Below are 25,938 nucleotides of genomic sequence, written 5' to 3'. Positions count from 1 at the left end.
GCCATGATGACCACAGCCAACACCACCGCCCCAGTGACCAACGAGCCAGCACCTAAGACACAGATAGAGATTGTTAGAGCGCACCTGATGACAGGGGCAACGATCACCACATGGGACGCATACCGCCTTTATCAAATCACATGCCTAGCCCAGCGCATACATGACTTAAGAACCGCAGGGCTAACCATTCAAAGCGAGATAGTCACGCACAATGACAAGCGTTTTTCGGTCTATTGGCTTGATGAACAAACATTACTTGAAAGTGAGTTATCTAACAGTGAGGTGAACTAAATGAATAACCACCCTAGCATATCAATCGACACCCCAGCCAGCCGCCTAGTGACTGTGGATAGCCTTTACTTACGTCTTATGAATGACCGCGTACAAGATATTTATATTAATACCGACCACCTAGCCACCGCGCTAGATGCTATCAATACAAAAGACGATGTTAGCCAAGGCGTACTTGTGGCAGTCAAAGCAGCACTTTATGCCAGTAGCGAGCTGGCAGGTATTGTTAGCGATATGTTTTGTGAGCACGCATTACCGTACCAAGCGGAGGCAACAGACCATGAGTAATGACGATTTTACAACTCAAGTAATGGACGCGCTAAAAGATGAAGGCGTGCTGATGATACCTGATGACTTTATAGACCAATTAATCATTACCTTACACGCTAATGTAAACATCATTAACACCATGACCCAATTAGCAGAAATAGAAGTAAAAATGTTAGGCAGCTTGTTACCGACAGGCAGCCGACAAGTGGAGTCACTCAAAGAGCTGTCAAAAAACATAGCAGAAATAGCCTTTAACGTGGAGGACGTAAGAAATGACCAACGATAACAAAAGCAATCTAAAAGCCGACCACGGGCAGCACAGTGGTAACCAGCCACCTAAACAAAGTAAGCGTAGTTTTACTGGCTTTTTATCAGTCATGGCTTGTTTGTTAATGCTACTACTAATCGCCTCATGCCAGCCCGTCAACGTCCAAACATTCATAAAATCAAAGGTAACTACTCATGCATAACTCAATTACAACTACTCAAACGAGCCAGCGCAAAGTTATAGACCTTACCAATAAAGATGATGACGAAGTGATCTTAATGCCGTCTATCATGCTGTCCGATATTGCATGTGACATTAACGGCGCTGCTACTGCATTGCATGACATAGGGCAACTGCTACACCTTATCGCTACCCGTCAAATAGAACCCCATGCCGCCATAGCATTGGCCCGTCTATCGCAAGATGCCGCCGATACTTGGATTAATCTGCTTTACAGTCAACTGGACATTATCAACGAACCATTAGCCCAAACTGGCTTTGGTAAGGTAGATGCTTGTGCCTACTGATAACGATAACCCTAAAACCTTTATGGACGCTCAACTTGCCTATGCAAAGTCAAAGCATGGCAAAGAGCAGAAAAGAAAGGACACACAAGGCAGCCGCTACTATCAAATCAAGCAAGCAGCTAAACAGGCACAGGCGCAAGACAAGGAGGGCAAATAATGAAAACCTACCCACCCAAACAGAGCCGTAAGCACGCCAAGCGTAAGAGCTACTACAAGAAGTATAGAGAGCAGCGCAAGCCGAACCAGTCAAAAGCAAGGGGTAATAAATGACCACCACACCAACAGACAGCCAAGAAAAAACCCACGGCAAGGTGGGCTTATCTGGCATTTTAGGCGACTATCCAATAGCAACTATTGAAGCACTATCAGGCTTTAATATTTTAGCCCAAAACTACCCATTATTGAACCCTAAAAGCTTAATAGTTATTGATGACAGGGTAACAGTAACCAAAGGAGAAAATGCAGGCGAAAGGCTAGACACAGTAGGCACTATAGGGCTAGTTTTGCATAACAAAGATTATGAGGCGGTAAGCTTACTATGCTTGAATGCTAATAATCATACCAAACCGATCATAACCGATACTAGCCAGCCGTCTGCTTACTTTATTGGCCCATCGAGCAATGATAGCGAGCTTATCGCAGCAAGCAACCTTGATGATGGTATGGCGTTAGCTGAATGCTTAAAAGCTGACCATGTAACAATGGCTATCAGTCCTAATGAGTGGCTTTTTAATGACACCGTTAAGCACTTATCACAAGATAGGCCCGTTACTGTCTTTACGACATTAAACAAGGCAGACGAAGTAAGCAAGCCGCTGGCAGGTCATAACGTAAAGGTAGTAGTGACCAGTGACAGAACAGTATTAGAGCACTTAGAATATGGCGGCTTAAGTTATGCCGATATATTAGCCCTTGATGATACAAAGATAATCGACCTTAAAGCCGTGGCATGGCCTACACCTGAACCGCTTGCAAGTGACCCCAGCAAACCGACACGCTACCCAATAGAGGCATGGCCGCCGATACTACGAAAGCCAATAGAAGCGATTGCTAACTATACACAAGTACCGTTAGCAATGTCAGGACAAGCCGTTTTAGGTGCAATAGCGCATATAGGGCAAGCACATATTGATGCACCGATGGGCAGCGAGCACAAGCCAACGAGCCTTATTATCATTACAGAGGGCGAAAGTGGTACAGGCAAAACACAAGTAATGGGCTTAAGTCACTTTAAGATAGATCAGCATGAGAAGCAGCTATATTCTAATTATTTAAGTGACGTATCATCATGGGAAAATAATTTATTAAGTCTAAAAGGTAAAGACAGAGCCGCTTTTTTAGATGAAAACCCAAAGCCGCCTAATCCCGTTACTATGTTTGATGATGCAACGATTGAACCACTTATTGATCGTTTTGTTGATGGTGAGATGTATAACGCCAGTTTATCCACTGATGAAGCAGGCCAGTTCTTTAATGGCCACACCATGAAAAGTGACACCGCTGGCAGTGCGTTAGGCGCGATAACCAAGCTTTATAGTAGTGGTATAGCAGGGCGCACACGCTCGCAAAAGAACGCTTACGCAAACCCAAGAACCAAAGCTTATGATGTGCGTATGACTTTTTTACTACAAGGACAGCGCGTAGTCTTAGAGAAAGCATTAACCGACCCACTAATGAGCGGACAAGGATTTTTAGCACGGGCTATGATTGCTTGCCCTGAGGACTTAAGAGGTAAAAGAGTATGGAATGATCCAAAGCGTAGAAATGACAGGCCACATGATAACCCTTGCTTAATAGACTACTGGTCACGCTGTCAAAGCTTACTTGACCCACTGCCAGCCAATCTACCTAGTGACAGCACAGGCGCACCTAGTCGCATTAAAATGCAATGGGCAAGCAATGAAGCATTACAAGCTTTTGAGGACGGCATGCAAGCGATAGAGAACCGCCAAGCAAGCGGACAGGTTTTAGAGTATCTCAAAGCGTACGCCTCACGTATGGCAGAAAATGCCACGCGCATAGCCTCACTAATGGCATTCTTTGATAGCCGCAAGACCGTTACCACTGATGATATAAAACGCGGCTTTATGTTAGTAGAATATTCAACAACCGAACGCTTACGCTATCTTGATGCAATGCCCACAGGTGAACAGAACGACAGTGAGAAGTTAAGCGGCTGGCTAGTGGATAAAGCGAGGGGTAAAACACCGCATAAACTAGGTAGGACATACATATCAAATAATGCACCTAGTCCGATGCGTAAAAACACCAAGCTATTGCAAAATGAGCTTGATAAGTTAGAAGCCGCTGGACATATCAAACAAGAATTAGAGGGCCGCATGAAAGTTATCTCTATTAATCCAAAACTTTATAAGTAATGTTTGATACCTAAGAAACCTTGCTTAAACTGCTTAATTAGCCTCTATCCTTTATGGTTAGGGGCTTTTTGTTAAGACAGCCAAATCTTAAGCTTGCTTAAACTGCTTAAACTGAACTCAAAACAGCCTTACTCAAGATGAACTTAAGCAACTTAAGCAGACTTAAGCAAACGCCTATCTTAAGCCAATCGCTTACCATTCATACGTTACAGCCAATTTAAGCAACTTAAGCAGCTTTTTATAGGGTATAAAGTGATATTGCAGATATAACTATTATCTAAGTATAGAAAACATAAGGTTAAATATATTCACTATGTTATGATAAAGATGAATTTACCTAATGATTTAGATAACAATTAGAGATCATCATGCCAGCCATTGCCACCACTCGCAGCCTTAGCGACTATTCAAAGATTAATATCTCAACATATCGCCAACAGATGAAACAAGCAGCCGAACCGTTTATAGATATTAATTATCAATACCGTGGCAAGGCTTACGACTACTCTATTCAGGTATCAAAGACCCCATGCAATTATGGCGGCTATCGTCATTGGTGGCTATGCCCTAAATGCTCAAAGCGTGTCAGTGTTTTATATTGTGCTGGCGTGTATGTATGCCGTCATTGTATAGGCGCTAATTATGGCTCGCAGTTACAGCAACCAATAGACCGCTTATTCAGTCGCTTACATACGATTAGACAGCGTTTAGGCTGGCAAGCAGGGATTGCCCACGGCATTGGTGAACGTCCTAAAGGCATGCACCACAGCACGTATAACAAGCTGGTGAACGAGCATGAGCAGCTAACAGCTAAGGTATGGCAATCAACACTTGATAAACTAAATTGCACCCATTGAGGCTAAAAGATGCGACTACCTGACATTAACGACCTGATACAAGATTTACAGTTAGCCAAGCAGATAGCGATTGAGGATAGAAACCCAAACGCCTTAATCATGGCCACCATTAGCCAAGCTAAATTACTAGGATTAGATAAGCCACAGATTAGAGATGTTAATGCCGATGCTGTGCAGTCAATCAGTGATCTAATGAACGAGCTATCAAGCGATGAGCATACAAGGGCGGTAACTTATGAAAGTAACAGTTAATGACTTAATAAAAGAATTGGACGATGCAAGACAGACAGCCAAAGAAAACGGCCAAGCGTCTGCTATGGTGGCATCAATACTAGCTAAGGCTAAATTACTAGGACTTGATAAAGCAGACAGCGAACTTAATAACGAACCACAGCCAGTACAAATCATAGTTAATGTTAAGAACGCTCGCAAACCTGACAGGTAACAGCTAAATAATTACCCTACCCTATGGCTACCAATAACCAAAAAATAAAGCTACTGGCTACCAAAACGGCTACCAAATCTTAGCGCCATTTATAAACAACTAATAAAATCAATAACTTAAGAATAAAAAAAGCAACCTGATAAGAGGTTGCTTCTTTTTAAAGTCGATACAGTATTTTTATTGTTTTAACAAACAAAGTAATCAATGCGTATTAATAATCTTATTGTCATTAAGCTTACTGGCAAGCAGTTAGCCTAATAATAAATGAGATTAGATAGCTTCGATTTGCTCAGCTTGTGGGCCTTTTTTGCCATCACCTAAGATGAAAGACACTTTTTGGCCTTCGGCTAGAGTTTTGAAACCGTTACCTTGGATAGCGCTGTAGTGAGCGAATACGTCTTGTCCGCCGTTGTCTTGAGCGATAAAACCAAAACCTTTAGCTTCATTAAACCACTTTACAGTGCCTTCAACTTTATCTGACATAAATTTTCCTGACTCTTTAACTGTTGGCGAGACTTGTGTCATCACCGATTAATTGATATATACCCTAATATTTTCTGCTAAATGCGGCGGCCAAAAATGCTAAACAATCTTAAAGAAAATTTGGATTTTTTGCCTCAAATATTTTGAGTACAGTCTGATTATAACAGTTTTCCATGGTAGGAACAGTCTAAATTGCTGATTTTTGTAAATAAATACTAACCATTGTTGCAAGCTAACATCGATAGTAATCAGCTCTATATCTTATTGATATAAAATAGTTTTTATTTATAGATATAATACAACTTCATCAGTAAATCACAAATTAAATAAGTCGACATAGATGATAGCAGGTTGGAAGATTAGTTACTGCAATGGTGATGTCGGTAGCCATGCTGAACTCAATACGAGCAAACATAACGCAAAAAACACCAATGAAAATGACTGACTATAGGCAATATACTTGGCTGGAATGACCAAATCTTTAGGAGAGTCAGGGATGCCTTTGCGCTTCAGCAGCTTGGTACCATATATCCAACCAAAGGTCGTGTATATGCCATATGCAGCAGGCACTGCGATAGCTAACGGGGTCAAATCAATAACGTATAAAATCACCACTGATATGAAGAACCATAGAGTATCTAACAATGAACTGACTTTGAAGAACTTAGATTGAGGCAGTTTACCATCGGTCTGTTTGAGCATCTCCCCTTCTATCCAAATTAAAACTGCTACCACAGCGCTAAGAGTAATATATACGAATTGCGGCGTTAGCCAGTCTGAATAAGATATTTGCACAGCATACAACCTATTATCTATAGAAAGTGAGAATGAAGCATTCACCCGATTCAATTACTTAGAAACGGGTAAGAACAATGATGAATGTTGATCGTAAAGGCACTTTTGCCAATGTTAAGGTGCCTGCTTATATTGGGTAGCAATTAATGGTTTTCAACCGATAACCCCGATTCAAATCAAAGCGCAAAGCGCCTATCAAATACTTTGCATAAAAAAAACCCATGCTATCAAGTGATAACACGGGCTACTGCATCTAAATCAGATTTTTATCTGAATAAAACTTTTATCTGTATAAGACTTAGTTTTTGTCTTTATCGATGATTTTGTTACCACCGATCCATGGCATCATGCCACGTAGCTTAGCACCAGTGATTTCGATTTGATGATCAGCGTTGTTACGACGACGCGCAGTCATTGATGGGTAGTTGGTTGCGCCTTCAGAGATGAACATCTTCGCGTATTCACCAGACTGGATGCGTTTTAGTGCATTACGCATGGCTTCACGTGACTGCTCGTTGATAACTTCAGGGCCAGTAACATATTCGCCGTATTCAGCGTTGTTACTGATTGAGTAGTTCATGTCAGCGATGCCGCCTTCATACATCAAGTCAACGATAAGCTTTAGCTCATGTAGACATTCGAAATAAGCCATTTCTGGTGCATAGCCTGCTTCTGTTAGCGTCTCAAAGCCCATTTTAACTAGCTCTACTGCACCACCACAAAGTACGGCCTGCTCACCGAATAGATCCGTTTCAGTCTCATCTTTGAACGTTGTTTCGATGATGCCTGAACGACCACCACCAACGCCAGCAGCATACGACAATGCTAACTGTTTGGCTTGACCAGAAGCGTCTTGATAGATAGCGATAAGATCAGGGATACCGCCGCCTTTAGCAAATTCTGAACGTACAGTATGACCTGGTGCTTTTGGTGCAACCATGATGACATCAAGATCGCCACGTGGTACCACTTGGTTATAATGGATTGCAAAACCGTGAGCAAAAGCTAGTGTAGCGCCTTCTTTGATGTTCGGCTCGATCACATCATTATAAAGCTCTTTTTGGAACTCATCAGGCGTCAAAATCATGATAACGTCAGCAGCTTTTACCGCTTCTTCTACTTCAGCAACTTTTAGGCCAGCATTTTCAGCTTTTTTCCATGAGCTTGAGTTTGCACGTAGACCAACAGTTACATCGACGTCTGAATCTTGTAGGTTAAGCGCGTGTGCATGGCCTTGTGAACCGTAACCGATAATGGCAACTTTTTTACCTTGGATAATAGATAGGTCACAATCTTTGTCATAATAAACGTTCATAAATAGAGTCCTTGTTCTCAATCATGGCTTGCCATGGATAGTAAACGCTTATGCTGTAGTCAATATAATAACTAAGATAAGCGCTTTGTTGATTAGATAAATAAATATTGGTTTAAACTGGTTTTGATAAATAATTAAATGCTTAGGGTTTTTTCACCGCGGGCAATACCAATCACACCTGAGCGAACCACTTCCATAATACGCTCACGGCCAATCACATCGATAAAACCATCAAGTTTGGCTTTGTCGCCCACGATTTGAATCGTATATAAGTTCGAATTTACATCGACGATTTGTGCGCGGAAAATATCTGCGCTACGTTTAATCTCTTCACGAACACCGCCTGTTGCACGGACTTTAATGAGCATCAATTCACGCTCAACGTGTACGTTCTCCGTCAGATTAAGCACTTTAACCACTTCAATCAATTTATGCAATTGTTTGGTGATCTGTTCAATTCTTTCAGGTGACGTAATGGTCGTAACCGTTAGACGTGAGATACTTGGGTCATCAGTAGGCGCGACGTTCAAAGTTTCGATATTGTAGCCACGTTGCGAGAACAAGCCGACTAACCGCGACAACGAACCCGCTTCGTTTTCCATCAATACCGAAATCAGATGTTGTTGTTGCATTAGGTACGCTCCCCTTTTGTTAACCACATATCACGCATGGCCTGTCCAGCGATTTGCATTGGATATACATGCTCATTACGATCGACGTAAACATCGATAAATACCAGTTTGTCTTTCATAGCCATTGCTTCAGCTAATTGTGCTTCCATAGTCGCAGGGTCAGTAATTTTGATACCGACATGACCATAGCTTTCAGCCAATTTGACAAAATCTGGTAAGGAGTTCATATAAGACTGGGCATGACGACCTTCATACAGCATATCTTGCCACTGCTTCACCATACCTAGCTGCGCATTGTTAATGTTCAGAATTTTAACTGGTAAGTTATATTGCAAGCAGGTTGATAGCTCTTGGATATTCATCTGAATAGAGCCTTCACCAGTAATACAAACCACATCACGCTCAGGATTGGCAAGTTTGGCAGCCATTGCATACGGCAGACCAACACCCATGGTACCAAGACCACCTGAATTCAGCCATTGACGTGGCTCATTGTAAGTATAGTAAAGTGCCGCAAACATCTGATGCTGACCGACGTCACTTGTGATAATAGCGTTACTGTTAGTCACTTTATCTAGAGCTTGTACGACACTTTGTGGCTTAATGCCATTATCTGTACTGGTGTCATAACGTAAACCATGACGCTTACGCCACTCATTAATTTGTGACCACCAATCGAGCAATGCGTGCTGCTCTAACTGCTTGTCTTGACCAACAATCTCTAGCATGTCCGTTAAGACCGACTTCACATCACCTACGATAGGAATGTGCGCAAGAATCGTTTTTGAAATTGACGCAGGATCGATATCGATATGAATGATGGTTGCGTTAGGGCAGAATTTTTTAACGTTATTGGTCACACGATCATCAAAACGCGCGCCGACAGCTAAAATCACATCAGCGTGATGCATGCTCATATTGGCTTCGTAAGTACCGTGCATGCCAAGCATACCTAAGAACTGACGATCAGAGCCAGGGAATGTACCAAGACCCATCAAGGTATTGGTCACTGGTAAATTCAAACGATGTGCAAGATCTGTTAATTCTTCGTGCGCATTGCTCCAAATCACACCGCCACCTGCATATACAACAGGACGCTGCGCTGCTAATAGCGTTTCAATGGCTTTTTTGATTTGACCGCTATGGCCTTTGAGTGACGGCTGATAAGAGCGTATAAATACTTCTTCTGGATATTCGTAAGCGAATTTTTCGCTAGGCGCAGTCATGTCTTTTGGCACATCAATGACGACAGGGCCTGGGCGACCAGTCTGTGCAATATAAAATGCCTTTTTTACAATCATTGGAATTTCGCTAGCATGGCGTACCTGAAAGCTATGCTTAACGATAGGACGTGATACACCTACCATATCTGTTTCTTGGAAAGCATCTTCACCGATTAGGCTGCTTGGCACCTGACCTGCGATTACAACCATTGGTACAGAGTCCATAAAGGCAGTAGCAATAGCTGTCACGGTATTGGTCGCACCAGGGCCTGATGTGGCCAACACGACGCCAGTATTACCAGTCACTCGCGAATAAGCATCGGCCATGTGACCCGCTGCTTGCTCGTGACGTACTAAGATGTGCTCAATATTTTCTTGCTGAAACAGCGCATCATAAATGTGTAAGACCGCGCCACCTGGATAGCCAAAGATGTATTCGACACCTTCGTCAGTCAGTGCTTGCACCAGCATTTCAGCGCCCGATAGCATCACAGGCTGTGCACTACCTTCTGCAAGACGTTGTTGCTTTTGTTCAAAATTTTTGGCGGCATTACCCGTTTGGGTATGTCCCGTCATGTTCGGACTTTGCGTGGTTTGCGTCACTGTCATCACCTTTTTTTGCGGCGAGAATTTGCGGGATTCTATGAGCAAAAATAATCACTTACCGTCGTTATTTCTACTTATTGAATGATCGCTAATTCTTGTCCATATCAAGAATATCTGCGTAATAGGTTTAGTTAACACTGTCTGATAGGACAATACTAATCAAACATAGCAGTGTATTTTAGGTCAGCTTTGTGATGGATATTTATCGATATACAGTGACAAGATGCGAGTGCATCTATAAAAGAAGGCGCTTATTATTGAGGTTCGATACTAGCAAGTACCTATTGTGACTTTATTCGTGTGACTTTATTTGTACAGATGCATCGATATATACAAGCAAAAAAACTTCATGGCCAATACTAAATTATAAGATTTTTAAAACTTACAATAGGCTTTGGGGAAATTTCTTAACGTCATACTATATCGCTTTTGATACAACTGCTAAAAACACATTTAGCACATTTCAAATAATAAGTTTATCTTAGTCATTGTAGACAGATAAGTCCGGAGACAATGTATCGCTATCAACAGTGGTCGTTATGCCACCATACTTGCTATATCATTATCACAAAGGAAATAAAACTGCGTAAGCTACCGATAAGTAACTCGTAGTTCTCATTCTCAAGTGCCACGGCAACATCGTAAAAGCCGCTCACTGACCAATCAACTGCTATTATATTCGACGGTTTGCGAGTTATTGTCAAGAAAAACTTCTAAAGCCTATCCCAAACTATTAGTTATTAAATAATATACATTGATAAGTATTATTTGCTAGAATCAGAAGTAGATACATTATTACTACTAATTAAACGCTCAAGTGTTATATTTACACCTATATACATTTGATTTTTACTACATGAGAGGATTGCTATTATGGCATATGCGTCTAAGATAAATACCGCAGCCAAATTATTAACGAGTACCGCGTGTATGCTAATGTTGTCTATGAACGCCAGTCAGGCTATTCAGGTTTATAAGTCTATTGGAGCGCATGGCGAAGTTAAATATAGTCAACATGCCCCTCAGATCGGTAAAAATATCGAACTGATTGAATTTCGTAGTGACGGTAGACAAAGTAACGCAGGCCAAATGGCAGGAAAAACAGATCCCAACCAGAGTAATAATGCCCAAACTGCAGAAGAGCAAAGAATTGCACAATTGGAAGCACGTATTAAAGAGCAAGATGCAAAAGAAAATGCTCAGCGCTGCCAATCACTACGTAATAACTTGACCAACCTCAATGTCGGCGGCCGTATCTATGAAATGGATGCCAACGGTAAGCGTCAATATCTAGATGGTCGTGAAATTGAGCTTAAGCGCGAGCGTGTACAGCAGGCGATTGATCAATACTGTGCTAACTCTTCTACTTAACTCTCTATCTCAAGCAATACATCAAACTATCATAAGCTGCATTACATGACGAATGGCTGCTAGCATATCTTGAGCTTGTAGCCCTCGTTGCCCCACTAGCAATGTATTGGTGTCGCTATAATGATTGTTCCTTTGATTTACTAATACATCTCCTGCAAACCCATGTATAAGAACCGCTTGATGCAAGCTACGTGCCTCTGCTGATAAATCTTGCTGTGCCAATAGTCCAGCGGTTACCCCAGATAGCACATCACCCATGCCAGCGGTTGCCATGCCAGCATTACCCACATTACAGACATATACTCTTTCTTTTCCCTCTTCTTGCTCTAGCACTAATGATCCTGCCCCCTTTAATACCCAGTCACCACCATATGCTGCGGCACACTGTTTTATAGCTTGCAGTCTATCTGACTCAATCTTACTTACTTTTTGCTCAAGTAATCTAGCTGTTTCCCCACTATGCGGCGTCAAGCAAACCCGATGATTAGCACTATATTCTCGTAGCTTTGTTATTAGCTCATGATTTTCTCTATGTAGTGATGCCAAGTAATAAAGACCATCAGCATCGATCACAATTGATTTTTCATTCTCTATAGCAGCCTGTACATAATCAATAAATAATGCTTTGGCTTTTTTATCACGGCCAAGCCCCATCCCAATGGCAATAACACTAGCCTGCTTAATCAAACCTTTTACGCCGCTTGCGTCATGTAGATTAACGGTCATCGCATCTGGCAATGAGGTCAGTAACGACCCATGAAAAGCCTCATGGCAGGCAACTGTTATTTTACCGGCGCCTGTCGCCATCGTACTGGCCGCAGACAGTATGGCAGCGCCGCCCATACCTTGTGAGCCATCAACACGATTTCCGCCAATGACTAGCACATGACCATAGCTACCTTTATAGCTGTTTTGGCGACGCGGCTGCATACTATGTGCAGCCGTCAGCAGCGTAGCAACTGGCGTAAATGCTTGACTGGCATTTTTCTCAGCTATCATATGATGGCTAACTGTTTGCTGACATACCTTTTGATAAGGTATCAACGGTATATCGACTATGTCTCCGCTATAGTCTGTACCATCTTTAGTATGCAGACCAAACTTACGCGCAATCAAACATAGAGTCACGTCAGCTTGTATTGCCATGCGCTCAAACACCTCACCGGTAGAGGCCACTAACCCACTCGGAATATCGACTGCAATTGCTAAGGCGTTATTTTGCTGAGTAAGACTATTGAAGGCGTTAATAGCTGATTTATAAACGCCTTCTGGTGCACGATCTAAGCCAATACCAAATAATGCATCAATATAGACATCAGCTGGAAATTTTCTTTTATCCGAACCATTATGATTAATAATATCTTCAAATCGTTGATAGTGACAGTTGCTCGCTAAAGCTATCTGTAATGCCTTTGTCGCGTCCGTTATATTTCTACTATCGCTATCTTTACCTCTAGGAGTTTTAGAAGTTACTGATTGATCATGGAGATCAAAATCATTTTCGCTAAAGCCAACCGTTATTACTTCTACTTGCCAGCCAGCTTGCTGTAGATAATAAGCGATAAGCCAACCATCACCGCCATTGTTACCTCTCCCTACCCAAATACTTGCTCGACGTGGATGAGCGCTACGGTGATAAACGTTAGTATTGGCAGAATAGCTAGTACTGACGTTTCTTTGCTCATAAATCTGTTCTATTTGCTGTGTCATTTGCCAAGCAGCTTGTTTCATCAAACCAAAACTGTCGTATCCCTCTACAAACCAAGCCTGTTCCATCGCATAAACCTGCTCACTATTATATAACGCAATAGGTTTTGTATTTGGTATAGATGATAAATTGGTATTATTTCTCATAACTTATCCCTGGTGTTTCTACTCATTTTTTATTTTGTCTAAATTTGGTTGCTCATTTCTCATATCAGCTTAGCAAAAGCTTACCTCGACTTATGTATCAATATGAATATGAGTTTATTTTCTTTTATACTTGCACTCATTGCTCACTGGCTTATCATAGCGGTATTTACATTACCGCTGATTGTCAGATATGAATAATCTGATTAAAACAAACGAGAAAACATCTAATAAGCACCTACTCTCATGCCTACTGATAAAAACAAAATTACCATTACCAATCCAACTGTGTTTGCAACTACAGCTGATGTTAAGCAGTGGATCAAAGCACAAGCACAGGCACTAGGATTTGCTGATTGTGGTTTTTTATCTGTGCATCATCCTTTGTTTACTAAGCAGATTGAACAACTACAGAAGTGGCTAGATAAAGGCTATGAGGGTCAACTGCAGTTTATGCATAATAATCATGATCTCCGCGCTCATCCTGATCAGCTAGTCGAAGGCGCAAAGACCATCATCAGCGTACGTATGGACTATCTAACTCAAGCACCCACACCGCGTGCTGTCACTGATAACGATCACCCTAATAAAGGCATCATTGCGCGTTATGCAAGAGGGCGTGACTACCACAAAACGATGCGTAGTCGTTTAAAGCAATTGGCTTTAAAGATAGAAACAATGCTTCCTGAATGGCAACATTTAGATATCGGTTCAGAGAAAGAATTTGTGTTTAGACCTTTTAGCGATTCGGCGCCTATCTTTGAGCGGCCGATTGCAGATGCAGCAGGTCTTGGTTGGACAGGTAAACATACACTACTTATAAATAAGCAAGCTGGCTCATTTTTTGTACTCGGTGAGCTATTTTTGAGCCTTGAGCTACCCGATGACAAACCAGTTAAGGAGCATTGCGGTAGTTGTAGCGCTTGTATTGACATATGCCCTACTCAAGCAATTGTAGCGCCCCATGAGCTCAACGCTTCTGCTTGTATCTCTTATTTAACTATCGAGCATGATGGCGTCATCGATACCAAATATCGACGCGCAATTGGCAATAGGGTTTTTGGCTGTGATGATTGCCAGTTAATCTGTCCATGGAATCGTTATGCCAATCTGACTACCGTCGATGACTTCGCACCAAGACATGGATTAGACAATAGTAGCTTGCTTGAACTATGGCATTGGAAAGAAGCCGACTTTATGAAGAACACTCAAGGTAGTCCGCTAAGACGCACCGGCTATGTGAATTTTTTACGTAATATCGCTATCGGCCTTGGCAATGCTAATGCCAGCTTAGAAGTAGTCGAACAGTTAAAATCTAAATTAACCATACATAATGACATGCTAGATGAGCATATCGAATGGGCTCTAGCTGAGCAGCACAACAAGCTAGACTCGACTAATTAACCAATCACTTTATAACTATCAAATGTCACTGAAATAAAGTGTTTATTTGAAGTGTACAACATAAAAAAAGCCTCTTAATAATAAGAGACTTTTTTATTAGAATGTCATATTCAAAATACTATCTTTCTATACACTACCTTTCTATACGCTTCTTCTAGAATTATGGCTTAGGAATGCGTAGTACTTGACCTGGATAGATTTTATCTGGATCAGATAACATTGGCTTGTTTGCTTCGAATATCTTCATATAATCACCAGATGAACCATAAACTTCTTTAGCAATCTTAGATAAGCTGTCACCAGACTTTACCGTATACATTGTAGATTCAGGTGCATCTTCTTCGATATCGATGTTATCAATAACTTTTGCAACGTTTTGCACGTTACCGATAGCGATAATTGCTTTTTCACGGTCAGCTTGAGTTTTAGCATTACCGCTAATTTCTGCAGTATCTGTAGAACCATTGTATTTAATTTTCAGGTTACTGATATTGAGATTCTGCTGCTGAATACGGCGCAACAGAATATTGGCAACTGATTGTGCACTCGGTTCACTGCTTTTTACTTGTGTATTAGCATCTGCTTTCGTTTCTGTCTTAGCATCATGCTTTTCGTCATCACGGTTAAAAATCTTATCACCGATATCTTTTGCAAAGCTAAACATACCCATATATCTACTCCTTGAAATATTATTATTTATCATTCTTTTAATAAAACACATAGTCAGACAATATACTGAAAATCTAACTGGCGTCTTTTTCTACGACTTACTATTATGAGTATAGATAAAGTGAGTCGATGTAGATAGTAATAGTATGTTGAATAATGTTGAATTGACGTAGTCAATGTTAAATTCGATTACTGCGTTTAAAAATAACAATCACGCGCCCATAAAAAAAACCGCCTATCTAATCAGATAAGCGGCATTATAAATCTGCTAAATAAGTAGCAAATTATAGTTGGGCTTGTACGTAATCGATTGCTTTTTGAACAGTAGTCAATTCTGCAGAATCTTCATCAGGAATAGTGATACCAAAATCACTTTCAAATGACATAACCAATTCAACTAGGTCTAAAGAATCTGCACCTAGGTCTTCCATGAATGAAGCATCGTTATTGATGTCTTCAACATTCATACCTAGTTGCTCAGCTACTGCTGCTTTTACTCTTAGCTCGATATCATTACTCATGTAGATCACTCCGTTATCATCTATTATTTTTAATAAACTGCTATATCGCCTTGTTTAAACGCTATAGCATGGTATATAAAATGCGTTTGCCAGACCAGCAATGCTGTCTGAGTACTCTATGACATGTTATACAGTCTGTCTGATGTCTAATAAAGCCCTGCTATCATACAGGGCTTTGACTCAAAAGTATCCGTCATTATAGCACCCTTTATTATAGTTTACACTCGTTCACACAGTTTTTTATTATAACTATGTAACGCTCGTATATTGGCTACATATACATGCCGCCATTGACAGGAATGACAGCACCTGTGATATAGCTAGCCTCGTCGCTAGCCAAGAAATGTACCGCTGCAGCGATGTCTTCTGGCTGACCAAGACGGCTGATAGGTACAGCATCTAACATAGAGTTCAATAAGCGCTCATCAAGCTCATCTGTCATATCCGTTTCGATCAAGCCTGGTGCCACGCAGTTGATGGTCACTTGGCGTGAACCAATCTCACGTGCAAGCGTACGGCTAAACCCTTCTACGCCAGCTTTGGTCGCCGCATAGTTAGATTGGCCTGCATTGCCCATTTGAGCGACGACAGAGGTAATGTTGATAATACGACCACGGCGTGCTTTCATCATACCGCGTACGGCACGTTTACTCATGCGATATACCGATGTCAAATTGGTATCAATCACATTTTCCCAATCTTCATCTTTCATCCGCATCAGTAGACCATCTTGAGTGATACCTGCATTGTTAACCAATACTTGTACCGCGCCGTAGACGCTTTCGATCTCTTCAAACAGTTTGTCAATTTGAGCAGTATCACGTACGTCTAAAACACGACCAATACCACCAGTATCATGCAGGTAGTCATCGATAAGCTCAGCGCCTTTTTCAGTGGTCGCAGTTCCAATGACAAAATGTCCTTCTTTAGCAAAACGCTTGGCCACTGCCTTGCCAATACCTCGGCTAGCGCCAGTTACTAATGTGATCGTACGGCTCATGATAACACCTCCAATAATTTTTCTAGACGGGCAGGCTTGTCAGTAGGATAGCTGGCGATTGGCTGCGCCTGACGCTTCGCCAAATTGCTCAGTACATTACCACTGCCGCATTCGATTAAGATATTAATTTGCTTATCAGCCAGCTCTTGCATGGTTTTTGACCACAATACTGGCTCACTCAGCTGTTCAGTCAATGCTTGCTTGATTCCAACCGCACTGGTTTCAACGCGTGCATAGCGATTTTGTATAACAGGAATGGTTGCCTGATCAAACTTGATACCCGCTAGTATCTTAGCCAATGCATTGCTGGCAGGTTCCATAAGTGCGCAATGAGAAGGCACACTCACTTTTAGAGGAACAGATTTTTTGCCCGTGTTTTTGACTTTATCAATAACAGCATTAACACCAGCAGCGTTACCTGAGATAACCACTTGTCCTGGACTATTAAAGTTGGCTGCACCGACTACGGCATCATCAACGTGTTCGGTTGCTTGTTCACACAGGTTTTCGACTCGGTTGTCTTCTAGTCCTAGTACTGCTGCCATAGCAGTATCGACACCTACAACGGCCTCTTGCATCAACTGACCGCGCTTATATACTAAGGTGACTGCATCACCCAGCGATATCACATTGGCAGCACACAGGGCACTGTACTCGCCTAGAGAGTGACCAGCTAAATAACAAGGCGTCTCTTCTATTTTTTGTTGTAGGACACGCCAAATAGCAATACTAGCTGTCAAAAGCGCAGGCTGAGTATATTGGGTTTGATTGAGTTTTTCTTCGTCCTGACAGATTGCCCACAAATCCTCACCAAGCGCCTCACTCGCTTCGGTAAATGTATCACGTATCTCTGGATAGATTTCGGCAAGCTCACTCGTCATTGCGACTGCTTGAGATCCTTGTCCAGGAAAAATAACCGCGATACGAGCGGGTTGCTTTTTTACCATATCGGGTACAGAAGCCATAACCAATATTCCTTATCTGATTAGAAATATCCCTAAAAACAATGGGGTGTATTATATTATTAGATGTTATACAAGGCCGCTACTTCAAGTATTTATGCAAGAAAACGGATTGTCAGTAAACTATACACTGACAGACACGATTATCATAGCGGATGCAAACCAAACAGCAAGAGTAACGCTGCTCAAACTAAAGGAGCAGATTATATCAGCACATTTTTAAATCTACTAAAAATAACAAGCGAATTAAGCAATGAGTCTAGCTATAAATAACAAAAAGCCAAGTTATCCAGCCACATAATATATGATAGCGAAATAACTTGGCTTTTTTTAGCTCAAAGCTTATTGACTAATAATAACTAGGCAAAAACAATAATAGTCACCAGTACTATTACTATCTTCGCCTAAGCTATCGTAGAGCCAATGTCTTAGGCGTCTTGGCTGACTTTGAACAGTTGACGACCACGGTAGAAACCATCTTTAGTCATGTGATGACGACGATGTTTTTCACCAGTAGTAGCATCTACGCTTAGTTCAGCAATTTCCATACGGTGATGTGAACGGCGCATGTCACGACGAGAACGGCTTTTACGACTTTTTTGAACAGCCATGATATAGCTCCTATACTTAAAAGGGATAAGCTTGAAATTCAGCTTAAGTCGATACTGACAGAGGCTATATAATCACAACAACCTAAGTCTTAAGCATCATTAGTTAAATAGATTGCCACTCACATAAAGCACTGACCAAGGCTGAATTCTATAAAAAATTTACCCAGTCAGTTTCTATCAGCAAGCAACAGGTTGCTCGAATGCAATAAACCGGACATTATACGCATGTTTATTAAATTAATAAAGCCCTGCCTCGCACTCTTCTGTACAAAGCTGATAAAAGGTTTTTTAAATGCATCGAGTAGATAATTTTGGCGCTTATATTTTGCCTTTTAGCGAGGCTAAAGCAGCAAAAGGATTTTCACCTTCCTCTTCTTCTGGTATTTCACCAAACTGCTCAACAGACATCTCGCAATCGTCATGCTTTGGCGCCATTGGCGTTTTGAGCAAGATTTCGTCTTCTACCAATTTCTTAAATGGTAACAGACGCTCTGGAGATTGCTCGGTGACGATTTCATCCAGTAATAAATAATCTTGTTCATCTTTAACTAAACGAACCTGACTATCGTTTTCTAGTAGCGCGATGTCATAATCATCAGACAAGTCTATCGCGATTGGTTGTAAACAGCGCTGACAAGTTAGCCAAACATCACCTGTCAAAGTAAATGCTAAATGCAAGACGTTGTTACGACGATACAAGTTAGCGTTGAGCTGTATGTCTGACTGCTCATGTTCAGTACTCAAAGTAGTAGCAAGACGATCAAACGAGCTTGGCTTGACCTCTCCTGACCATTCGTAACCAGTGTCTGCCCACTTATCTAAGGAGATGTGCTCAGGCATGCCAGTAGATACAGGCGCTTTTTTATTGTCAGCGTGAGGTGCTGACGGTTTAGTTTCTGGAGTGCTTGACATGCGCGGCCTCATTCATAAAAACGGTGTATAATATTGCCTGCCATACTAACGGAAAGTGCCATATTCTGCTAGCGCTAGTATGTTAAGATTTTTTGATAGTAAATTTGTTTAAGCTCTTCTACTACTTACCTTTTACCTAAAGTTTTTTGTCTTTAGTATTTATTAAGTCAATGTCTTCTCTATGAATCTATCCGATAATAAAATGAATTTTTCTGACTTACTTCCTCCTGCTGAAGCAAGTTCGTTGCTACAACAGCTTATTCAATTAAGGGGTCATACTGAAAATGTTCCTAATAATAGACTGTGCTTCGATAAAGATGAGTATTTAAACGAATTAAGAAGTCAGTGGCAAGAGTTGTCTATTACTCAATTTGACAATACTCACACAGCAGAATTGATAATTGATAGCGAACGATTAGCTACCGATTGGCTCATACAGCTATTTAATACTTTGTTCGCTAATCAGGAAGTTATATTGGCTCGTAGCAATGATGAACCCGAGTATTTTCCAGCTCAAGATAATGAACCCGCTCGAATTGAATTTGCTCACGGATTTTTTGCCAGTGCTCTGCATGAAATCAGTCATTGGTGCGTGGCTGGTGATGCTCGTAGACAACTATCTGACTTTGGTTACTGGTATGCACCAGATGGACGATCAGCGGCGCAGCAGCAGGCATTTGAGCGTGTAGAAATCAAACCTCAAGCATTAGAGTGTTTGTTCACCTTGGCGTGTGGACGAAATTTCCAAGTCTCACAAGATAACTTGTTTGCCGACTTCGACACTAGTAGTAGCACCTTTGCTATTGATGTCTATCAGCAAGTAGAAGGCTATATAGCCAAACCTCATACTCTGCCGCGTGACGCTAAGACTTTGCTGACTGCTTTACTTAGCGCTTGCACCTCTTCATCTGAAATCAACGCTTAATTCAAATTACTAAGCGTCCCTACTTATTAACGATTTTCTACGGTTGGTAACGCCTTGCCACTAAACTTATATCTGCTTTGAGCTATACTGATAATTGAAGTGGTATTTTAAAGATATCGATCTACTTTATTTCTAGAGTAGTTTTTCTAATGTATCCAGTGATTGAAACACATCTAATTAATGAAAAATTTGTCTCAATTAAAAACCAATAATTATAAAATAAGGAACCACTATGGAAGTTTTCTATATTCATCCCGATAATCCACAGCCACGCCTCATTGAGCAAGCCGCTGACCTATTGCGCAGAGATCAGTTAATTATTTATCCAACGGATACCAGTTACGCTTTTGGTTGCCGTTTGGGTGCAAAGGATGCGCTAGCGAAGCTTAAGCAAATCCGTGAACTCGATGATAAGCATCAATTTACCTTACTATGCCGCGACCTAAGCGAAATTGCCAATTATGCAACAGTTGATAATGTGCAATTTAAACAGTTGAAAGCCCACACCCCTGCCCCAATTACTTTTATTCTTAATGCCACTAAAGACGTACCGAAAAAACTGGCGCATGCAAAGAAAAAAACCATTGGTATTCGTGTACCTAGCAACCCCATTGCTCAAGCATTGTTAGAAGCGATGGATGAACCTATCTTAACCAGTTCACTGATTTTGCCCAATCGAGACGATATTTTGGATGATCCGTTTGAGATTGAAGACTTACTAGGTAACCAAATCGATGGATTAATCAATGCAGGTATAAAGACGACCAAGCTTACTACTATCGTAGATATGACTAGCAGCGTTCCTGAAGTTATCAGGCAAGGTGCGGCTGATGTCGATTCGTTATTACTCTAAATCGCTAGCTATTGCTCTAAACAGCTAATAGTATAAATAGTCAGATTTAAGACATAAAAAAGCTCCAATTGCATTGGAGCTTTTTTATGAAATATGTCTTAGGCGTAAAACTAGTCACGATCAACTAATTCTACATAAGCCATTGGCGCATTGTCACCATCACGGTAACCGCATTTTACGATACGCAAATAACCACCTGGACGCGTCTGGTAACGAGGACCTAACGTGCCAAATAATTTGCCTACCATAGCTTTGCTACGCATACGGCTGAATGCTAAACGACGGTTAGCAACGCTGTCTTCTTTAGCCATAGTGATCAATGGCTCGGCAACGCGACGTAGTTCTTTAGCTTTTGGTAAAGTTGTTTTGATCAGTTCATGCTCAAATAATGAGTTAGTCATGTTCTGAAACATTGCCTTACGATGACTGCCGGTACGACCCAGCTTGACTCCACTCTTACGATGGCGCATAGTCAAAAATCCTTAAAGTTTAACGGCTACGATAAGAAAAGCGATCATCAACACGTAAATCAGCTGGTGGCCAGTTATCTAGGCGCATACCGAGCTCTAAATCTTTAGACGCTAATACGTCCTTGATTTCTGTCAATGATTTCTTACCAAGATTTGGGGTTTTTAGAAGTTCAGTCTCTGAACGCTGTACCAAATCACCGATATAGTAAATGTTTTCAGCTTTCAAGCAGTTGGCTGAGCGAACCGTTAGTTCAAGATCGTCCACAGGGCGTAATAGCACCGGATCAACCTCTTCTTTCTCTTTCACAGGCTCAGGCGCTTCTTCAGCTTCTAGGTCAACAAAGATAGAAATCTGTTGTTGTAAAATAGTGGCTGCTTTACGAATTGCTTCTTCTGGATCTATAGTGCCATTAGTTTCAAGCTCAATGATAAGACGATCAAGATCAGTACGCTGCTCTACACGAGCGTTCTCAACCTGATAAGCAACACGAAGCACAGGACTAAAACTTGCATCAAGCTTTAAGCGTCCAATTGCTTTAGTATCACCATCTTCACGGCGCTGGTTTGCTGGCTCATATCCACGACCCATCACTACACGCAAACGCATCTTAAGATGACCACGATCGCTCAATGTACCCAAGACCAATTCTGGATTGATGATGTCAACATTGTGCGGCAACGCGATGTCTGCAGCAGTAATAGTGCCTGGACCTTGTTTATCCAAGGTCAAAAATACTTCATTTTGGTCATGAAGCGTAATTGCTAAGCCTTTTAAGTTCAAAAGCAAATCAAGTACATCTTCTTGCAGGCCTTCAAGCGTTGAGTATTCATGGTCAACACCATCAATCTCAGCTTCAATGACTGCAGCACCAGGTAATGAAGATAACAAGATGCGACGCAGAGCATTACCTAGGGTATGCCCAAAGCCGCGTTCTAACGGTTCGAGCGTGACTTTCGCAATCGTTTCGTTAACCGTATCCACATTAATGGCATTCGGCGTTAGAAACTCAGTTGCATTTAGCATCATGATGTCACCTCGATTTATTAAACTGGTTTAATTAACGTTAATTGCTCAATGCCATTTTCATAACATTGAGCATCACGTCATTACTTAGAGTATAGCTCAACGATCAAGCTTTCGTTGATTTCAGCAGGTAGATCAATACGATCAGGCGCATGTTTAAACGTGCCTTGGAGTTTGCTGTGATCAACATCAAGCCATTCTGGAATACCACGTTGTGTCGCTAATTCGATAGCGTTTTTAATACGTAGCTGTTCGCGAGACTTCTCTTGGATAGCGATGACATCACCATCTTGAAGCTGAATTGATGGAATGTTCACACGAACAAACTCATCACGGCCAGCTTTTTTTACCATAACAGTACGATGACTGACTAGCTGACGTGCTTCTGCGCGAGTTGAGCCAAAGCCCATGCGATATACAACGTTATCTAGACGGCTCTCAAGCATTGCTAGCAAGTTTTCACCAGTAGCGCCACGCTTACGAGCAGCTTCTTTATAGTAGTTCGCGAATTGACGCTCTAGTACACCATAAATACGCTTAACTTTTTGCTTTTCACGCAACTGTAGAGCATATTCTGAGGTCTTGTTACGGCTTACGCCATGTTGACCTGGTGGACGACCAGCTTTCTTCGTTTTTACGTCATACGGTTTAACGCCAGACTTAAGGCCTAAATCCGTACCTTCACGACGTGATAATTTCAGTTTTGGTCCAATATAGCGGGCCATTGTTATGTCTCCTATAAGCTTTTAGTATAAAAAGCTTCGTCTTTAATATTAGACGCGGCGCTTTTTCGGCGCACGGCAACCATTGTGTGGGATTGGGGTTACATCAGAGATGCTGTTAACTTTATAACCCAATGCACCTAGTGCTCTTACCGCAGACTCACGACCCGGTCCTGGTCCTTTGACCAAAACATCGATATTCTTAACACCATATTCTTGGGCCGCTTTACCAGCGACTTCAGCTGCAACCTGAGCTGCAAATGGTGTAGATTTACGTGAACCACGGAAGCCTTGTCCACCTGAAGTGGCCCAAGCCAATGCATTACCTTGACGATCGGTAATCGTAACAATGGTGTTATTAAAAGACGCATGGATATGGGCAATGCCCTCCGATACTGAACGACGAGCCACCTTTTTGCGACTGCGAGTGTCTTTTGCCATCTTTTAGCTTCCTAAGTTAATTATCTTTTGAGAGGGCGTGTCGGACCCTTACGAGTACGAGCGTTGTTCTTGGTGTTCTGACCTCTAACTGGTAGGTTACGACGATGACGGATGCCACGGTAACAACCAAGATCAACTAAACGCTTGATGTTCATTGAAACTTCACGACGAAGGTCACCTTCAGTCATGTAGTTTGCAACTTGTGCACGGATAGCATCTAACTGTGTATCATCTAACTGACTGACTTTAGTAGTAGGGGCGATGCCAACTGCTTCTAAGATTTTCTGAGCAGTGGTACGACCTACACCAAAGATGTAAGTTAGTGAAATAACAGCATGCTTATTATCCGGAATGTTTACGCCGGCAATACGAGCCATTGATTTCTCTCCATTAAAGAAAAATAAGCGTTATCTAGCGATAAGGCTTTACTCTTCAGATTTGTTGCTGTTAATACTAGAGCTTTTATAGTCATTATCGATGTTTTGACTATAAGTCTGCTCATCGATTCTATTATAAAAGATTTTGTATAAACACGGCAAGTGGCGGATGATATCGCATCCGCCGTTATTTTTCAAGTATTAATTTAATTAGCAGCGAAAACTAGAGGTTTTCTAATACTAATTATTAACCTTGACGTTGCTTGTGGCGAGGTTCTGCTGTACAAATAATATGTACACGGCCTTTACGGCGCACAACTTTACAGCTACCACAAATCTTTTTAACTGATGCTTGAACTTTCATAGCATGCTCCTTGAAATATCGTACCGCTCATTTAAGGTTGAGTGGGCGATTGAATTAACGTCTGATCATGATATTGATGGGTCATCAAATGCGCTTGAATCTGCGAGATGAAGTCCATTACCACAACCACCATAATCAGTAAAGACGTACCACCGAGTTGAAACGGCACACCAAACGATGACTGGACGACCATTGGCATTAAACAAATAACCGTCATATACATCGCGCCAATAAAGGTCAGTCGGTTTAATACATGATCGAGGTAACGCTGAGTTTGTTGTCCTGGGCGAATACCTGGGATATACGCACCACTACGTTTAAGGTTCTCTGCTACTTCACGCGGACTAAATACCAGCGCCGTATAAAAATAACAGAAGAAAATAATCATTGCGCCGAACAGTACTAAATATAGCGGCTGTCCTGGAGACAACACCAATGCCATATTTTGAAGTATTTTTTGTACAAAGGTAGGATCAGTCGATTGACCAACCCACTGCCCTAAACTTGCAGGAAACAATAACAAAGAACTGGCAAAAATAGCTGGGATAACCCCTGCCATATTTAGCTTAAGCGGCAAATGTGATTGCTGCTGAGCATAAATTTTGCGACCTTGTTGCTGTTTTTGTGCGTAGTTCACAGGAACACGGCGTTGAGCACGTTCAATATAAACGATACCCGCAGTAACCGCGATACCTAGCAGTACAAAAATAAATAGTACAATCAAGTTCATCTGACCTTGATTGACCTGTTCAATAGACTGCGAAATCATACCTGGCGTACCAGCCACAATACTCGCAAAAATGAGCATTGAAATACCATTACCTACGCCACGTTCTGTAATCTGCTCACCAAGCCACATTAAGAACATTGCGCCTGCTACTAAAGAAGTAACAGCTGGAATATAAAAGGTAAGACCAGTAGATAAAGTAAGGTTTTGGCTGATTAAGCCGGCACACATTCCTAATGACTGTACTAGGGCTAAAGCAAGCGTTCCCTGACGGGTATACTTGTTTAGCTTGCGTCGTCCCGCTTCACCTTCTTTTTTGAGGGCTTCAAGCGATGGCAATACTGCAGACATCATCTGTACAATAATCGATGCTGAGATATATGGCATAATGCCAAGTGCCATGATAGACATACGCTCTAGCGCACCACCTGAGAACATATTAAACATGCTCAGAATGGTGTTTTCGTTGCGCGAAAACAGATCAGCCAAGTTAACTGGGTTGATACCCGGAACTGGAATATGTGACCCTAAACGATAAACAATCAATGCGCCGATTAAAAATAATAAACGCGTCCATAGCTCATCATACTTACGTATAAATGCGAATGGATTAAGCGGTATACCAGCCGATGACATTGATTGTT

33 protein-coding genes are annotated in these 25,938 nt (G+C 41.6%); 14 read left to right on the top strand and 19 right to left on the bottom strand.

Annotated elements, in window-relative coordinates; all coding sequences use genetic code 11:
• Positions 1 to 3 precede the first annotated feature (3 nt).
• The 10 genes from SJY28_RS06490 (at position 4) to SJY28_RS06445 (ending at position 5,036) form a co-directional block, all read left to right on the top strand.
• Positions 4 to 291 (top strand): helix-turn-helix domain-containing protein, encoded by a 288-nt coding sequence (locus SJY28_RS06490; protein WP_379543855.1) that lies wholly within the window; start codon positions 4 to 6, stop codon positions 289 to 291.
• Positions 292 to 579, top strand: coding sequence for a hypothetical protein (locus tag SJY28_RS06485; protein ID WP_379543854.1), 288 nt, complete (start codon positions 292 to 294; stop codon positions 577 to 579).
• Positions 572 to 847 (top strand): hypothetical protein, encoded by a 276-nt coding sequence (locus SJY28_RS06480; RefSeq protein ID WP_379543853.1) that lies wholly within the window; start codon positions 572 to 574, stop codon positions 845 to 847. The genes SJY28_RS06485 and SJY28_RS06480 overlap by 8 nt, the downstream gene beginning before the upstream one ends.
• Positions 834 to 1,031, top strand: coding sequence for a hypothetical protein (locus SJY28_RS06475; RefSeq protein ID WP_379543852.1), 198 nt, complete (start codon positions 834 to 836; stop codon positions 1,029 to 1,031). Before SJY28_RS06480 ends, SJY28_RS06475 begins: the two co-directional genes overlap by 14 nt.
• A complete protein-coding gene (locus SJY28_RS06470) occupies positions 1,024 to 1,356 on the top strand; it encodes a hypothetical protein (RefSeq protein ID WP_379543851.1) in 333 nt (110 codons plus the stop codon). Before SJY28_RS06475 ends, SJY28_RS06470 begins: the two co-directional genes overlap by 8 nt.
• On the top strand, positions 1,346 to 1,513 hold the full coding sequence (locus tag SJY28_RS06465) for a hypothetical protein (RefSeq protein WP_379543850.1): 168 nt from the start codon (positions 1,346 to 1,348) through the stop codon (positions 1,511 to 1,513). Before SJY28_RS06470 ends, SJY28_RS06465 begins: the two co-directional genes overlap by 11 nt.
• 109 nt (positions 1,514 to 1,622) lie before the next feature.
• Entirely contained in the window at positions 1,623 to 3,734 is a 2,112-nt protein-coding gene (locus SJY28_RS06460; RefSeq protein ID WP_379543849.1) for a DUF3987 domain-containing protein, read from the top strand.
• Positions 3,735 to 4,102: 368 nt separating this feature from the next.
• Complete coding sequence (locus SJY28_RS06455) at positions 4,103 to 4,591, top strand: hypothetical protein (RefSeq protein WP_379543848.1); 489 nt, start codon at positions 4,103 to 4,105, stop codon at positions 4,589 to 4,591.
• Positions 4,592 to 4,600: 9 nt separating this feature from the next.
• Positions 4,601 to 4,843, top strand: coding sequence for a hypothetical protein (locus SJY28_RS06450; protein ID WP_192520539.1), 243 nt, complete (start codon positions 4,601 to 4,603; stop codon positions 4,841 to 4,843).
• A complete protein-coding gene (locus tag SJY28_RS06445) occupies positions 4,827 to 5,036 on the top strand; it encodes a hypothetical protein (protein ID WP_192520538.1) in 210 nt (69 codons plus the stop codon). The genes SJY28_RS06450 and SJY28_RS06445 overlap by 17 nt, the downstream gene beginning before the upstream one ends.
• Positions 5,037 to 5,306: 270 nt before the next feature.
• On the opposite strand, the gene SJY28_RS06440 is transcribed toward SJY28_RS06445, so the two are convergent.
• From SJY28_RS06440 to SJY28_RS06420, 5 genes are all read right to left on the bottom strand, one after another.
• Positions 5,307 to 5,519 carry a cold-shock protein gene (locus SJY28_RS06440; RefSeq protein WP_057758834.1) on the bottom strand — a complete coding sequence of 71 codons (213 nt, stop codon included), beginning with the start codon at positions 5,517 to 5,519 and terminating at the stop codon, positions 5,307 to 5,309.
• A gap of 363 nt (positions 5,520 to 5,882) precedes the next feature.
• Complete coding sequence (locus SJY28_RS06435; RefSeq protein ID WP_101204855.1) at positions 5,883 to 6,314, bottom strand: hypothetical protein; 432 nt, start codon at positions 6,312 to 6,314, stop codon at positions 5,883 to 5,885.
• Positions 6,315 to 6,612: 298 nt separating this feature from the next.
• Positions 6,613 to 7,629: a ketol-acid reductoisomerase gene (ilvC, locus tag SJY28_RS06430; RefSeq protein ID WP_101204856.1), complete on the bottom strand. Its 1,017-nt coding sequence runs from the start codon at positions 7,627 to 7,629 to the stop codon at positions 6,613 to 6,615.
• Positions 7,630 to 7,763: 134 nt separating this feature from the next.
• A complete protein-coding gene (gene ilvN, locus SJY28_RS06425; protein ID WP_057758828.1) occupies positions 7,764 to 8,261 on the bottom strand; it encodes an acetolactate synthase small subunit in 498 nt (165 codons plus the stop codon).
• Positions 8,261 to 9,973 (bottom strand): acetolactate synthase 3 large subunit, encoded by a 1,713-nt coding sequence (locus SJY28_RS06420; protein WP_197411831.1) that lies wholly within the window; start codon positions 9,971 to 9,973, stop codon positions 8,261 to 8,263. Before SJY28_RS06420 ends, ilvN begins: the two co-directional genes overlap by 1 nt.
• Positions 9,974 to 10,963: 990 nt before the next feature.
• Between SJY28_RS06420 and SJY28_RS06415 the strand changes: the two genes are divergently transcribed.
• A complete protein-coding gene (locus SJY28_RS06415) occupies positions 10,964 to 11,461 on the top strand; it encodes a DUF4124 domain-containing protein (RefSeq protein WP_379543847.1) in 498 nt (165 codons plus the stop codon).
• 21 nt (positions 11,462 to 11,482) lie between these two features.
• Here the strand turns inward: SJY28_RS06415 and SJY28_RS06410 are convergent, their stop codons facing one another.
• A complete protein-coding gene (locus tag SJY28_RS06410) occupies positions 11,483 to 13,315 on the bottom strand; it encodes an NAD(P)H-hydrate dehydratase (protein ID WP_379543846.1) in 1,833 nt (610 codons plus the stop codon).
• 243 nt (positions 13,316 to 13,558) lie between these two features.
• On the opposite strand from SJY28_RS06410, the gene queG reads away from it, so the two are divergent.
• Complete coding sequence (gene queG / locus SJY28_RS06405; protein WP_379543845.1) at positions 13,559 to 14,716, top strand: tRNA epoxyqueuosine(34) reductase QueG; 1,158 nt, start codon at positions 13,559 to 13,561, stop codon at positions 14,714 to 14,716.
• Between the two features lie 160 nt (positions 14,717 to 14,876).
• On the opposite strand, the gene lysM is transcribed toward queG, so the two are convergent.
• From lysM to SJY28_RS06375, 6 genes are all read right to left on the bottom strand, one after another.
• Entirely contained in the window at positions 14,877 to 15,386 is a 510-nt protein-coding gene (gene lysM, locus SJY28_RS06400; protein ID WP_379543844.1) for a peptidoglycan-binding protein LysM, read from the bottom strand.
• 283 nt (positions 15,387 to 15,669) lie between these two features.
• Positions 15,670 to 15,906 carry an acyl carrier protein gene (gene acpP / locus SJY28_RS06395; RefSeq protein WP_057758815.1) on the bottom strand — a complete coding sequence of 79 codons (237 nt, stop codon included), beginning with the start codon at positions 15,904 to 15,906 and terminating at the stop codon, positions 15,670 to 15,672.
• Between the two features lie 271 nt (positions 15,907 to 16,177).
• On the bottom strand, positions 16,178 to 16,906 hold the full coding sequence (gene fabG / locus SJY28_RS06390) for a 3-oxoacyl-ACP reductase FabG (RefSeq protein ID WP_057758813.1): 729 nt from the start codon (positions 16,904 to 16,906) through the stop codon (positions 16,178 to 16,180).
• Positions 16,903 to 17,871, bottom strand: coding sequence for an ACP S-malonyltransferase (gene fabD / locus SJY28_RS06385; RefSeq protein ID WP_379543843.1), 969 nt, complete (start codon positions 17,869 to 17,871; stop codon positions 16,903 to 16,905). Before fabD ends, fabG begins: the two co-directional genes overlap by 4 nt.
• Positions 17,872 to 18,296: 425 nt before the next feature.
• Positions 18,297 to 18,479 (bottom strand): 50S ribosomal protein L32, encoded by a 183-nt coding sequence (gene rpmF / locus SJY28_RS06380; RefSeq protein WP_057758809.1) that lies wholly within the window; start codon positions 18,477 to 18,479, stop codon positions 18,297 to 18,299.
• A gap of 318 nt (positions 18,480 to 18,797) precedes the next feature.
• Entirely contained in the window at positions 18,798 to 19,391 is a 594-nt protein-coding gene (locus SJY28_RS06375) for a YceD family protein (RefSeq protein ID WP_379543842.1), read from the bottom strand.
• Positions 19,392 to 19,572: 181 nt separating this feature from the next.
• Between SJY28_RS06375 and SJY28_RS06370 the strand changes: the two genes are divergently transcribed.
• Together SJY28_RS06370 and SJY28_RS06365 are read left to right on the top strand one after the other, a co-directional pair.
• Positions 19,573 to 20,316, top strand: coding sequence for an elongation factor P hydroxylase (locus tag SJY28_RS06370; RefSeq protein WP_379543841.1), 744 nt, complete (start codon positions 19,573 to 19,575; stop codon positions 20,314 to 20,316).
• 232 nt (positions 20,317 to 20,548) lie between these two features.
• Positions 20,549 to 21,169 (top strand): L-threonylcarbamoyladenylate synthase, encoded by a 621-nt coding sequence (locus tag SJY28_RS06365; protein ID WP_379543840.1) that lies wholly within the window; start codon positions 20,549 to 20,551, stop codon positions 21,167 to 21,169.
• Between the two features lie 110 nt (positions 21,170 to 21,279).
• On the opposite strand, the gene rplQ is transcribed toward SJY28_RS06365, so the two are convergent.
• From rplQ to secY, 7 genes are all read right to left on the bottom strand, one after another.
• Complete coding sequence (rplQ, locus tag SJY28_RS06360; protein ID WP_021813387.1) at positions 21,280 to 21,639, bottom strand: 50S ribosomal protein L17; 360 nt, start codon at positions 21,637 to 21,639, stop codon at positions 21,280 to 21,282.
• A gap of 19 nt (positions 21,640 to 21,658) precedes the next feature.
• Complete coding sequence (locus SJY28_RS06355; RefSeq protein ID WP_021813386.1) at positions 21,659 to 22,666, bottom strand: DNA-directed RNA polymerase subunit alpha; 1,008 nt, start codon at positions 22,664 to 22,666, stop codon at positions 21,659 to 21,661.
• 80 nt (positions 22,667 to 22,746) lie between these two features.
• Entirely contained in the window at positions 22,747 to 23,388 is a 642-nt protein-coding gene (gene rpsD, locus SJY28_RS06350; protein WP_057758723.1) for a 30S ribosomal protein S4, read from the bottom strand.
• Between the two features lie 48 nt (positions 23,389 to 23,436).
• Positions 23,437 to 23,826 (bottom strand): 30S ribosomal protein S11, encoded by a 390-nt coding sequence (gene rpsK, locus SJY28_RS06345; protein ID WP_010196728.1) that lies wholly within the window; start codon positions 23,824 to 23,826, stop codon positions 23,437 to 23,439.
• Positions 23,827 to 23,846: 20 nt separating this feature from the next.
• Complete coding sequence (rpsM, locus tag SJY28_RS06340) at positions 23,847 to 24,203, bottom strand: 30S ribosomal protein S13 (protein ID WP_021813384.1); 357 nt, start codon at positions 24,201 to 24,203, stop codon at positions 23,847 to 23,849.
• A 247-nt stretch (positions 24,204 to 24,450) separates the two neighbouring features.
• Positions 24,451 to 24,567 carry a 50S ribosomal protein L36 gene (gene rpmJ / locus SJY28_RS06335; RefSeq protein ID WP_010196721.1) on the bottom strand — a complete coding sequence of 39 codons (117 nt, stop codon included), beginning with the start codon at positions 24,565 to 24,567 and terminating at the stop codon, positions 24,451 to 24,453.
• Positions 24,568 to 24,598: 31 nt separating this feature from the next.
• Positions 24,599 to 25,930 carry a preprotein translocase subunit SecY gene (secY, locus tag SJY28_RS06330; RefSeq protein ID WP_166739245.1) on the bottom strand — a complete coding sequence of 444 codons (1,332 nt, stop codon included), beginning with the start codon at positions 25,928 to 25,930 and terminating at the stop codon, positions 24,599 to 24,601.
• Between the last annotated feature and the right edge of the window lie 8 nt (positions 25,931 to 25,938).

The organism is Psychrobacter sp. R86515 (assembly GCF_042466315.1).
Lineage (GTDB): Bacteria > Pseudomonadota > Gammaproteobacteria > Pseudomonadales > Moraxellaceae > Psychrobacter.
This window is presented reverse-complemented; position numbering and strand designations above follow the sequence as displayed.